Annotated in this window: 9 protein-coding genes and 1 riboswitch; of the genes, 8 read left to right on the top strand and 1 reads right to left on the bottom strand. The window is 64.4% G+C overall.

Going from position 1 to position 12,246, the window contains the following annotated elements:
* Window positions 1-5: 5 nt before the first annotated feature.
* A riboswitch (S-adenosyl-L-homocysteine riboswitch) is annotated at window positions 6-99 on the top strand.
* A 15-nt stretch (window positions 100-114) separates the two neighbouring features.
* The 3 genes from metH to V6M61_RS16190 all read left to right on the top strand — a co-directional run bounded on the left by metH (window position 115) and on the right by V6M61_RS16190 (window position 5,384).
* Window positions 115-2,985 carry a methionine synthase gene (metH, locus tag V6M61_RS16180; RefSeq protein ID WP_332777610.1) on the top strand — a complete coding sequence of 957 codons (2,871 nt, stop codon included), beginning with the start codon at window positions 115-117 and terminating at the stop codon, window positions 2,983-2,985.
* Window positions 2,986-3,192: 207 nt separating this feature from the next.
* Complete coding sequence (locus tag V6M61_RS16185) at window positions 3,193-3,978, top strand: glycine zipper 2TM domain-containing protein (RefSeq protein WP_332777611.1); 786 nt, start codon at window positions 3,193-3,195, stop codon at window positions 3,976-3,978.
* Window positions 3,979-4,175: 197 nt separating this feature from the next.
* A complete protein-coding gene (locus V6M61_RS16190; protein WP_332777612.1) occupies window positions 4,176-5,384 on the top strand; it encodes a M23 family metallopeptidase in 1,209 nt (402 codons plus the stop codon).
* A gap of 17 nt (window positions 5,385-5,401) precedes the next feature.
* Here the strand turns inward: V6M61_RS16190 and V6M61_RS16195 are convergent, their stop codons facing one another.
* Window positions 5,402-6,937, bottom strand: coding sequence for a YifB family Mg chelatase-like AAA ATPase (locus tag V6M61_RS16195; protein WP_332777613.1), 1,536 nt, complete (start codon window positions 6,935-6,937; stop codon window positions 5,402-5,404).
* Between the two features lie 200 nt (window positions 6,938-7,137).
* On the opposite strand from V6M61_RS16195, the gene V6M61_RS16200 reads away from it, so the two are divergent.
* From V6M61_RS16200 to glcE, 5 genes are all read left to right on the top strand, one after another.
* Window positions 7,138-7,938 (top strand): TorF family putative porin, encoded by an 801-nt coding sequence (locus V6M61_RS16200; RefSeq protein WP_332777614.1) that lies wholly within the window; start codon window positions 7,138-7,140, stop codon window positions 7,936-7,938.
* Window positions 7,939-8,005: 67 nt separating this feature from the next.
* Window positions 8,006-8,344 (top strand): P-II family nitrogen regulator, encoded by a 339-nt coding sequence (glnK, locus tag V6M61_RS16205; protein ID WP_007873831.1) that lies wholly within the window; start codon window positions 8,006-8,008, stop codon window positions 8,342-8,344.
* Window positions 8,345-8,371: 27 nt separating this feature from the next.
* On the top strand, window positions 8,372-9,928 hold the full coding sequence (gene amt, locus V6M61_RS16210; RefSeq protein WP_332777615.1) for an ammonium transporter: 1,557 nt from the start codon (window positions 8,372-8,374) through the stop codon (window positions 9,926-9,928).
* A 170-nt stretch (window positions 9,929-10,098) separates the two neighbouring features.
* A complete protein-coding gene (locus V6M61_RS16215) occupies window positions 10,099-11,022 on the top strand; it encodes an SMP-30/gluconolactonase/LRE family protein (protein ID WP_332777616.1) in 924 nt (307 codons plus the stop codon).
* Between the two features lie 105 nt (window positions 11,023-11,127).
* The gene (glcE, locus tag V6M61_RS16220) at window positions 11,128-12,246 is read left to right on the top strand and encodes a glycolate oxidase subunit GlcE (protein ID WP_332777617.1); all 1,119 of its coding nucleotides are present in this window, start codon (window positions 11,128-11,130) and stop codon (window positions 12,244-12,246) included.

Below are 12,246 nucleotides of genomic sequence, written 5' to 3' on the forward strand. Positions count from 1 at the left end.
AGGGGCTACTCAAGGAGCGTTGCAGCGAAACCATTGTTTCGTCAGGCTTGGGTAGACCGGGTTTCTTCATGGAGCCCTTTGCAACGACGCTCACCTTTGTTCCAAGGTGAGTGCATGTCCGAAATTCAAGACCCCATTGCTGTTCCCCCCATGAAACTGTCCGGCCTGGAGCCGGTCAGCATCGGTGTCGCCTATTCAGTTGGGGACAGAGCTGAAGGTCTGTCCCCAAGAGCCACGTTCGTCAACATTGGCGAGCGCACCAACGTCACGGGCTCCAAGGCCTTCGCCCGCATGATCCTGAACGGCGAGTACGAGCAGGCGCTGGTCGTGGCACGCCAGCAGGTCGAAAACGGCGCGCAAATCATCGACATCAACATGGACGAGGCCATGCTGGACAGCCAGGCCGCCATGGTGCGTTTCCTGAACCTGATTGCCAGCGAGCCCGACATCGCCCGCGTGCCCATCATGATCGACAGCTCCAAGTGGAGCGTGATCGAGGCCGGCCTGCGCTGCATCCAGGGCAAGGGCATCGTCAACTCCATCTCGATGAAGGAAGGGCTGGAGCCCTTCAAGCACCAGGCCAAGCTGCTCAAGCGCTATGGCGCGGCGGCCGTCGTGATGGCCTTCGACGAAAAAGGCCAGGCCGACACCTACGAGCGCAAGATCGAAATCTGCGAGCGCGCCTACCGCGTGCTGGTCGATGAAGTCGGCTTCCCGCCCGAAGACATCATCTTCGACCCCAATATCTTCGCCATTGCCACCGGCATCGAGGAGCACAACAACTACGCGGTCGACTTCATCAACGCCACGCGCTGGATCAAGCAGAACCTGCCCGGCGCCAAGGTCTCGGGCGGCGTGTCCAATGTGTCTTTCAGCTTTCGCGGCAACGACCCGGTGCGCGAGGCGATCCACACCGTGTTCCTCTACCACGCGATCCAGGCCGGCATGGACATGGGCATCGTCAATGCCGGCATGGTCGGCGTCTATGACGACCTGGAGCCGACGCTGCGCGAGCGCGTCGAAGACGTGGTGCTCAACCGCGCACCCAGCTACAAGCCGGGCGAGCCCGAACTCACACCCAGCGAACGGCTGATTGAAGTCGCCGAGAGTGCGAAAAGCGGCGCCAAGGACGACAGCAAGAAAAACGAATGGCGTGCGCTGCCGGTGCGCGAGCGTCTGTCGCATGCGCTGGTGCACGGCATGAACGAATTCATCATCGAAGACACCGAAGAGATGTGGCAGGCCATCAAGGCCGGTGGTGGCCGCCCGCTGCACGTGATCGAGGGCCCGCTGATGGACGGCATGAACGTGGTCGGCGACCTGTTCGGCCAGGGCAAGATGTTCTTGCCGCAGGTGGTCAAAAGCGCCCGCGTGATGAAGCAGGCCGTGGCGCATTTGCTGCCTTATATCGAAGCCGAAAAGCTGCTGCTGGAGGCCGCCGGCGGCGACGTGAAGACCAAGGGCAAGATCATCATCGCCACTGTCAAGGGCGATGTGCACGACATCGGCAAGAACATCGTGACCGTGGTCCTGCAGTGCAACAACTTTGAAGTCGTCAACATGGGCGTGATGGTGCCCTGCCACGAGATCCTGGCGCGCGCCAAGGTCGAGGGCGCCGACATCGTGGGCCTGTCGGGCCTGATCACGCCCAGCCTGGAAGAAATGCAGTACGTAGCAAGCGAGATGCAGAAGGACGAGCATTTCCGCATCAAGAAAATTCCGCTGCTGATTGGCGGCGCCACCACCAGCCGCGTGCACACCGCGGTCAAGATTTCGCCCCACTACGAAGGCCCGGTGGTCTATGTGCCCGATGCCTCGCGCAGCGTCAGCGTGGCGCAGAGCCTGCTGTCGGATCAGGCCGCCAAATACATAGCCGAGTTGAACGCGGACTACGAAAAGGTGCGCACCCAGCACGCCAACAAGAAGCAGACGCCGATGTGGCCTTTGCCGAAGGCGCGCGCCAACAAGACGCCGATCGACTGGGTCCATTACACCCCGCCTCGCCCGAAGTTCATTGGTCGCCGCGTCTTCAAAAACTTCGACTTGAACGAGCTGGTTCCCTTCATCGACTGGGGGCCATTTTTCCAGACCTGGGACCTGGCCGGCGCCTTTCCGGCGATCCTGAAAGACGAGGTGGTGGGCGCCGAGGCCGTGCGCGTGTATGCCGACGCGCAGCGCATGCTCAAGCGCCTGATCGAGGGGCGCTGGCTCACCGCCAGCGGCGTGATTGGTTTGTACCCGGCCAACAGCGTGGGTGACGATATCGAGATCTACACCGACGAGTCGCGCAGCAAGGTGGCCATGACCTGGTACGGCCTGCGCCAGCAGGCTGAAAAAACCGCCGTGGACGGCGTGATGCGCCCCAGCCGCTGCCTGGCCGATTTCGTGGCGCCCAAACTACTTGCTCCTGAATTGATAGCTGCCCGTGCAAGTTTTGCGGCGGCTACAGGCCAAAATGGCACTGAAAAAAGTGACCGAATCGCCGACTACATCGGGGTCTTTGCCGTCACCGCCGGCCTGGGCGCCGAGAAGAAGGAAAAGTACTTCCTCGACGACCACGACGACTACTCGTCCATCATGCTCAAGGCGCTGGCCGACCGGCTGGCCGAGGCCTTTGCGGAAGGCATGCACCAGCGCGTGCGCACCGACCTCTGGGGCTATGCGCCGGCGGAGTCGTTGGACAGTGAAGCGCTGATTGCCGAAAAATACCAGGGCATACGCCCCGCCCCCGGCTACCCGGCCTGCCCCGACCACAGTGTGAAAAAAGACATGTTTGAGTTGCTTAAAGCCGACGAAGTGGGCATGGCGCTGACGGAGAGCCTGGCCATGACGCCGGCAGCCAGCGTCAGCGGTTTTTACCTGAGCCACCCGCAAAGCACTTATTTCAACGTGGGCAAGATTGGCGACGACCAGCTGCAGGACCTGGCCCAGCGGCGCGGGACCACGGCGGCGGAGTTGCAGCGCTTGCTGGCCCCCAACCTGTGAGGCCGGCTCCACGCGGCTTGATGCAGCTTTACGCCGCGTTTACCGTGAAGGGGTCGTATTTACAAAATGACACGCAGCCGGGATGCCCGCTGTGTACCTTTGACGCGACTCGGGCGTTTGATAACAATAAGCAGGTGCGATCCATGAGTTTGCCACCTGCGTGTTGCATCGTCTGCATCGCCATTTAAATCAGGAAGGGAACATGCCATGAATACAGCTACCGACAATCTCCAGCCCGGCCAGCAGAGCGCTCCGTCAGGCAACAAACCGTTGTGGGCCGCCGTCGGTATCCTCGGCGTGGCCGTGCTGGGCATGGGCGGCACCATGCTTTACAACCAGCAGCAAGCCCAGACGCCGGCTGCCAGTACCAGCACCGTGGCCGTGGCTGCACCGCAGACCGCCAAGCCCGCCGCAGCGCCCAGCGCGGCCGACGACCTGGTCGAAAAACCGGTGGCGGCGCCCGCCAAGCCGGCGCCTGAAGCGAGCAAGAAAGTGGTCAAGCCCGTGCCCAAGCCAGTGCCGACGCCAGCACCCGCCAATGCAGGCGCGGCACCCGCCCCTTCACCCCGTCCGGCGGTACAGGTCTGCCAGGTGTGCGGCTCGGTCGAGTCCGTGACCCCGATTGAACGCAGCGCACCCGCCAGTGGCGTTGGCGCCGTGGCCGGTGGCGTGCTGGGTGCGGTGGTGGGCAACCAGATTGGCAGCGGCAGTGGGCGCACGGCGGCCACCATTCTGGGCGCGGTGGGCGGCGGTTTTGCCGGCAACGCCGTCGAGAAACATGTGAAGAAAGAAACCGTCTACCAGGTCGGTGTGCGCATGGACGATGGCTCGCGCCGCGTGATCGAGGTGTCGCAAGCGCCCAGCGTTGGCAGCCAGGTCACCCTCGAGGGGGCCGGTTTTCGCACGAGCAGCGGTGTGAGCTACGGCCCCAAACCTGTCGCGGCGCCTGCCCCCACGCAGACGGCGGCGCCGGATGCGCACAGAAAGAACTGATGCCGCACACGCCGGGGCGCCAGGCAAAGCTGTAATCAGCCTTGCCTGGCGCCCTTTTCCTTTTCCATAGGCTGGGTGTTTTGGCCAGGGAAAACCGATTGCCGCACTGACAGTCGGTGCATCGGCCTGCGGCCCCTGAACTTGCCCTGCGACAAAGCCTGGGGCATGATGCCGCTACCCCAAAAGGAGGGAGTGGCATGCGACTCTTTCATATTGCGTTGATGATTCTTCTTGGCAGCCAGCAGGCCCTTGCCGCAGACCGCAAGGCCGACCTGGCCGGGCTGGCTTATGCCGGCGCCAATGACCAGGCCACGCCGGTGCTGCTGTCGGCGGCTTCGCGTCCTGTCCCGTTTCGCGGCGCCGATGGCTTGATTCACCTGGACTACGAGCTGCAGGTCACCAATGCGCGCCCCAATGCGGTCAGGCTGGCTTCGCTCGAGGTGCTCGATGGCGCGTCCGGCCGGGTGCTCGCGACGGTTTCGGGCGCCAACGTGAAGCCTGCGTTTTCACTGATCGGCGGGGCGGCGGCAGACAGCCTGGAGCCGGCGCAAGCCGGATTTTTCTGGATCGATGTGGTGATCAAACCGGGGCAAAAAATACCCAAAACCCTGTCCCACCGCGTGGTGACCGTCGCGCCTGAGGCCCGGCTCAACGCGCCCGGGGTCAGCAGTTCGGCCGCGCCGGTCGAGACCACGCAAACCGGCGGTGGCGCGACGGTGAGTGCCAAGCCGTCGGTGCTGATCGGCCCGCCCCTGGAGGGCCGGGGCTGGATCGCTTTCAATGGCTGCTGCACCGAAGCGCCACACCGGCGTGCCGGCATACCTGTGAACGGAACCCTGTTCGTGAGCCAGCGCTTTGCGATTGACTGGATCAGGATGGACGATCACCAGCAAATCAACAATGGTGACCCGACCAAGAACCAGAACTGGCCCACCTACGGGCTCAACGCCATTGCCGTCGCGGACGCCAAGGTGGCTTCCGTGCTCGACGGTTTGCCCGAGCGGGTGGCCAATGCCTTGCCGACCGACACCACCATGCAGAACGTGACCGGCAACCACGTCATTCTCCAGCTGGCGAATGGGCAATACGCGTTCTACGCGCACCTGCAGCCAGGCTCGCTGAAGGTGCGTGTGGGTGACCGCGTCAAGCGCGGCCAGGTGCTGGCGCTGCTGGGCAATTCCGGCAACACCACCGGTCCGCACCTGCATTTTCATGTGTCGGATGGCATGGGGCCTTTGTCTTCGCAGGGTCTGCCTTACGCCATTGATGCCTTCAAGGCCATCGGCGTGGCGCAGGATGTGACGGATCAGGGCAAGGTCGTTTTCACGCCGCTGCCCGCACCCGGTGAACGCCGCGCAGCCCTGCCGATGAACGGCTACATCGTCGATTTCCCGGCCCGCAAGTAAATGGCCGCTCATTCAGCTCAGTGCGTCGCCTTGAGCGCGCGGCGGTACTGCACGGCCTCAGCCACATGCGTGAGCTGCACCGTGGCGGCGCCGGCCAGGTCGGAAATGGTTCGCGCCACCTTCAGGCAGCGGTGAATGCTGCGGCCCGACCAGCCCAGGCGTGCGGCGGCGGTGTTCAGGAATTTGGCAGCGGCCTCATCGAGCTCGCACTGCGTGTCGATGTGCGGCCCTTCCAGGGCCTGGTTGGTGCTGCCCTGGCGGGCCATTGCGCGTTCGCGCGCCGTGACGACGCGGGCCCGGATGCTCGCGGTGCTCTCGCTTGGGGGCGTGCGCAGCAGCTCATCGGCGGCCAGGGCGCCGACCTCGACATGCAGGTCAATCCGGTCCAGCAGCGGGCCGCTGAGCTTGCCCTGGTAGCGCGACACCTGGTCGGGTGAGCAGCGGCAGGCCCGCAGGCTGGAGCCCAGGTAGCCGCAAGGGCAGGGGTTCATGGCGGCGACCAGCTGAAAGCGCGCCGGAAACTCCGCCCGGTGCGCCGCGCGCGAGATGGTGATGGTGCCTGACTCCAGCGGCTCCCGCAGGGCTTCCAGCGCGGCTCTCGGGAACTCGGGCAACTCATCCAGAAACAGGACCCCCCGGTGCGCGAGCGAGATTTCGCCGGGCCGCGGGGGTGAGCCGCCGCCGACCAGTGCGACGGCGCTGGCGGTATGGTGCGGGGCCCCGGTCGGCCGGATCGCCCAGTTGGCCAGCGAAAAACGTCCGCCCAGCGAAGCCACGGCCGCGCTTTCCAGCGCCTCCTGCGTGGTCATGGCGGGCAGCAGGCCCGCAAAACGCTGCGCCAGCATGGACTTGCCGGAGCCCGGCGGGCCCATCATCAGCACGCTGTGGCCTCCGGCGGCGGCAATCTCCAGGGCCCGCTTGGCGGCGGCCTGACCCTTCACGTCGGCCAGATCGGGGTAGTCAGGGTATTGAGGCCGCGCCGTGGGCGTGACCTGCGCCCAGCCGGCCATCGCTTCGGGCGCCGCGTCACCGGGCAGGAACTGCCGGACCACATCGAGCAGGTGGTGGGCGCGGTAAATCCGGGCATCGGGCACCAGTGCGGCTTCCTGGGCACTGCCTTCGGGCAATACCAGCCGGGGTTGGTGGCCTGCGGCGGCGTCCGCCAGCGCCAGGCTCATGGCCAGTGCGCCGCGAACCGGCCTCAGGTCGCCGCCCAGTGACAGCTCGCCGGCAAACTCATAGCCCTCCAGCTTGCGGGCGTCAATTTGCCCGCTGGCGGCCAGGATGCCCAGCGCAATCGGCAAATCAAAGCGGCCCGAGTCCTTGGGCAGGTCGGCCGGTGCGAGGTTGACCGTGATGCGCTTGTTCGCCGGAAACTCCAGCCCGGTGTTCTGAATGGCCGAGCGCACCCGCTCGCGGGCTTCCTTCACCTCGGTCTCGGCCAGCCCGACCAGCGTGAAGCTGGGCAGCCCGTTGGCCAGATGCACCTCGACACAGACCGGGTGGGCCTTGAGGCCCAGCAAGGCACGGCTATGCACCAAAGACAAGCTCATTGTGATCGCTCCCTGTTCAGGTGCATGCCTGTTCGGTGCATGGAAACGCACTGTTTTGGCGCATCTGGTTGTTTTTGCAGTGCTTATTTATACAGGGTAACGCGGCAGGCCGGGCTTGGGTGCACCTGAAGCCAATGGGGTGGCAAATTTGGCACGCTCCGTGCTTGAAGGCTTTGTCCATTCAACCACCCGGAGCTCATATGAAACGTATCCCCGTACAGGTTGCCATCGTTGGAGCACTCATCCTGTCTGGCAGCGCTTTTGCTCAGACGGCTGCACCGGCAGCGCCTGCCGCCGCAGAGGCTGCATCCCCGCTGTCCTTCAACATCTCCCTGACCAGCAACTACAAGTTCCGCGGCCAGGATCAGTACACCGCCAGCACATCGATGATCAAGCCCGCCCTGCAAGGCGGCGTGGACTATGCGCACGCCAGCGGGTTTTATGTGGGCAACTGGAACTCCACGGTGCGCTTTCTGGACCCCGCCGGCAAGAAAGCCCACCTGGAAGTCGATCTCTACGGCGGCTACAAGTTTTCCGCAGGGGATGTCGGCTTTGACCTGGGGGCCATTACCTACCTCTACCCGGGTGCGACCAAGGCCAACACCGCTGAGCTTTATGCGGGTGCAGGCTACGGCCCCTTTAGCGCGAAGTATTTCCACACGGTCTCCAAAGGCTACTTCGGTACGGGCTACACCACCTCTGACGGCCGTGGTACGGGCTACCTGAACCTGGCCTACGCCCAGGAAGTCATGCCCAAGCTCACGCTCAAGGCCTCGGTGGGCAAGACCATGTTCAAGAGCGCGGTCAATAACGCTGGAACCCCCGACTTCAGCGACTACAGCATAGGCGCGACCTACGATCTGGGCGATGGATTGGCCTTGACCGGTGCCATCCAGGGGGCCAGCAAGAAAAACAACGCCGCCTTCAATTACACCGTGGGCGACAAGACCCGCTCCCTGAACAAAAACGCGCTCCTGGTCACCCTGACAAAAACCCTGTAACTGTAATGCGGCAGGAGCGGCACACTGTGTCGTCCGCTCCCCTAACCATCCTTGGAGGAAACCTGAAATGAAACTCGTAACGGCCATCATCAAACCGTTCAAGCTGGACGAGGTGCGCGAAGCACTGTCCGGCATTGGCGTGCAAGGCATCACCGTGACCGAAGTCAAGGGCTTCGGGCGCCAGAAAGGCCATACCGAGCTGTACCGCGGCGCCGAGTACGTGGTGGACTTTCTGCCCAAGGTCAAGATCGAGGCCGCCGTGTCCGACGATCTGGTGGATCGCGTGATTGAAGCGGTGGAGGGCGCGGCCCGGACCGGCAAGATCGGCGACGGCAAGGTCTTTGTCTACAACCTGGAGCAAGTTGTGCGCATCCGCACCGGTGAAACCGGCAAGGAAGCGCTGTAAGGCATAACCCTAAAAGAGAATATTGACATGAAAAAAATCCTTGTTTCCCTGGCTCTGGGACTGAGCTTGTTGGGCACAGGCGCTGCCGTGCTGGCGCAAGCCCCTGCTGCGGCCCCGGCCGCGCCTGCCGTATCAGCCCCGGCCGAGGCCAAACCCGCCGAAGCGGCTGCACCAGCAGCGCCTGCTGCGGCCACGCCGGCCCCTGCGGCCGCCGCCGCGCCCGCTGCTGCCGCAGCGACGCCGGCGCCAGTTCCCAACAAGGGCGATACCGCCTGGATGCTGGTGTCGACCCTGCTCGTGATCCTGATGACGGTGCCGGGCCTGGCGCTGTTTTACGGCGGGCTGGTGCGCAGCAAAAACATGCTGTCGGTCCTGATGCAGGTCATGGTGACCTTCTCGATGATCGTGGTCCTGTGGTTCATCTACGGCTACAGCCTGGCCTTCACCGAAGGCAATGCCTATGTCGGCGGCTTTGACCGACTGTTCATGAAAGGCGTCTGGGACAACGCGGCCGGCACGTTTGCCAACGCTGCCACCTTCAGCAAGGGCGTGGTCATTCCTGAAATCGTCTTCGCGGCTTTCCAGGCGACGTTTGCCGCCATCACCTGCTGCCTGATCGTCGGCGCCTTCGCCGAGCGCATCAAGTTCGCCGCCGTGCTGATGTTCATGGTCATCTGGTTCACCTTCAGCTACGCCCCCATGGCCCACATGGTGTGGTTCTGGATGGGCCCGGACGCCTACACCTCCAAGGAAGTGGTCGATGCGATGACCGGCAAGGCCGGCCAGATCTGGCAGTGGGGCGCGCTTGACTTTGCGGGCGGCACCGTGGTGCACATCAACGCCGCCGTGGCCGGCCTGGTCGGCGCCTTCCTGGTTGGCAAGCGGATTGGCTACGGCAAGGAATCCATGGCGCCTCACAGCCTGCCCCTGACCATGGTCGGCGCCTCGCTGCTGTGGGTGGGCTGGTTTGGTTTCAATGCCGGCTCGGCCCTCGAAGCCAACGGTTTCGCCGCGCTCGCTTTCATCAACACGCTGGCCGCCACTGCTGCAGCCGTGCTGGCCTGGTGCGTGGGTGAAGCGCTGATGCGCGGCAAGGCGTCCATGCTGGGCGCTGCGTCGGGCGCCGTCGCCGGTCTGGTGGCGATCACGCCCGCTGCCGGCAACGTCGGTATCGGCGGCGGCCTGGTGATCGGCCTGGTCGCCGGGTTTGCCTGCCTCTGGGGCGTCAACGGCCTGAAGAAGCTGCTGGGTGCAGACGACTCGCTCGACGTGTTCGGCGTGCACGGCATCGGCGGTATCGTGGGGGCCTTGCTGACCGGTGTGTTCAACTCCCCCAGCCTGGGCGGCCCCGGCTATGTGGCGGACTGGGTCACGGCCAGCATGATCACGGCCGCAGACTATTCCATCGCCTCACAAGTTTGGGTGCAGGCCAAGGCCGTGCTGCTGACCATTGTCTGGTCCGGCGTGGTGTCCTTTATTGCCTACAAAGTGGTGGACCTGACGATAGGCCTGCGTGTGAGCGAAGAACACGAGCGCGAAGGCCTCGACATCACCTCCCATGGCGAGTCGGCCTACAGCCGCTAAGCGCTTTTAACGGATAACCAGCCCTTGATCGATCCATAGATAGATCGGGATAGCAAGGTTTCCTTTGGATGTTCAGCCTGCTGGCGCAAGTCAGCAGGCTGTTCTTTTTGTTTCTTGACGAGCCACCGGGCGGCGACAATCGGGTTGACGTACCACCATGAAAGCAGAGCATGTCCTGGCAGATTGTTTGTGACCAGCCCAGCGAGCTGGGTGAATCCCCGTTCTGGCATCCGCAGGAGCAGATGCTGTACTGGGTCGATATCCTGGGCCGGCAGATTCACCGGGCCAACGTCTTCATGGGCAGCGTCGAGCGCTGGGCCATGCCGCAGGAGGTTGGCTGTATCGCGCCGGTGGCGGGCGGCGGGCTGGTGGTGGCCTTGCGCGATGAAATTTTCCGCAGCCAGGCATGGCAAGGTGAGCTGCACAGCCTGGCGCACTTTGACTACGACGCCCGCACCACCCGCTTTAACGACGGCAAATGCGATCCTCTGGGGCGATTCTGGGCCGGCACCGTTTACGAGCCCAAGGATGCACCCAAAGCGGCGCTGTATTCGCTCGACTGCCGCAACCGTCGCGATGGCCGCCCGGCGCAGGTGGAGCTCAAGGCCGATGGTGCGCTGACGGCCAACGGCCTGGCCTGGTCGCCCGACCGCCGGACGGTTTACTGGGCCGATACCCCCAGGCACATCATTTACCAATGGGACTGGGATGCCCAGACCAATGCCATGGCGCACCAGCGCGTGTTCATGCAATTCCCGAGCAAGCCCGACGGCTGGCAATTTGGCCAGCCGGGCTACGGGGGCCGGCCCGACGGTGCGGCGGTGGATGCCCTGGGCAACTACTACGTGGCCATGTTCGAGGGCATGCGCGTCCTCAAGTTCAGCCCAACCGGGCAGTTGCTGGCCGATATCGCGGCCCCGGTGCCGTGCCCGACCATGGTCTGTTTTGGCGGCGATGACCTGCAAACGCTTTACCTGACGAGCGCCCGCCACAAGCGGCCGGCGCAGGAGCTGCAGACCTACCCACTGTCGGGCTGCGTGTTTTCCATGCGCGTGGACACGCCAGGCCTGCCGGTCAATTTTTTCAGCGATTGAACGTGGCCACCATGGCCCTGCAGCCGCGTGGTGGCGAAAAAATCGAACAGCGCTTGTGCAAAAAGATCAAAACGCAGGCCGTCCGGCGCCATTACCATGGTGGCTATGGAAACACTTCCTGACGGGATCAAGCAGATCAGCGAGCGCATCCGGGCCGCGGCGGCGGCCGGCACGCCGCTGCGCATCCGCGGCGGGGGCAGCAAGGATTTTTACGGCCAGACCCTGGTCGGCGAGCTGCTGGACACCACGCCGCTGCAGGGCATCACGGCCTACGAGCCCAGCGAGCTGGTCGTGACGGTGGCTGCGGGTACCCCGCTTGCCGAACTGGAAGCCCTGCTGGCTGGCAGCGGCCAGTGCCTGCCGTTTGAGCCGCCGCATTTCGGGGGCCATGCCACGGTTGGGGGCATGGTCGCTGCGGGCCTGAGCGGTCCGGCCCGCGCCAGCGCCGGGGCGGTGCGCGACTACATGTTGGGCGTGAAACTGCTCAACGGCAAAGGCGAGCTGCTGACCTTTGGCGGCCAGGTCATGAAAAACGTGGCGGGCTACGACGTGTCGCGCCTGATGGCGGGTGCTATGGGTACGCTGGGGCTGATCACCGAGGTCAGCCTCAAGGTGCTGCCGGTGGCGCCAGCCGAGGCCACGCTCAAGTTCGAGATGAGCCAGGCCGAGGCCCTGCAAAAGCTCAACGCCTGGGGTGGCCAGCCGCTGCCGCTGAACGCGAGCTGCTGGGTCGACGTCGATGGCACCCGCACGCTCTACTTGCGCCTGCGCGGGGCGGTGGCGGCCGTGGAGGCTGCGTGCCGCACGCTGGGCGGCGAGCGACAGGACAACGCGGCAGTGGCGCCCGACTGGACCCTGTGCCGCGACCAGCAGCTGCCGTGGTTTCTGGCGCGCGGGCAGAGCGGCAAGGGCGGCGACCTCTGGCGCCTGTCGGTGCCGCAAACCGCGCCGGTGCTGGACCTGCCCGAGCCGCCGCTGGTCGAATGGCATGGCGCGCAGCGCTGGGTTCGGGCCGACGCTTCAGACGCGCAGCGCCTGCGCCAGACAGTTGCATTAGTCGGCGGACACGCTACGCTTTTCATAGCTGATGACGCAAATTCCACGCCGGCTACAGCCCGATTTGATGCATTGAAGAGCCCGCTGGACCGCATTCACCGCGAGCTCAAGAAACAATTCGACCCTGCGGGCATCTTCAACCGCGGCCGGATGTACGCTGACTTCTGA

It is taken from the genome of Polaromonas sp. (assembly GCF_036676035.1).
Classification (GTDB): Bacteria; Pseudomonadota; Gammaproteobacteria; order Burkholderiales; family Burkholderiaceae_C; genus Polaromonas.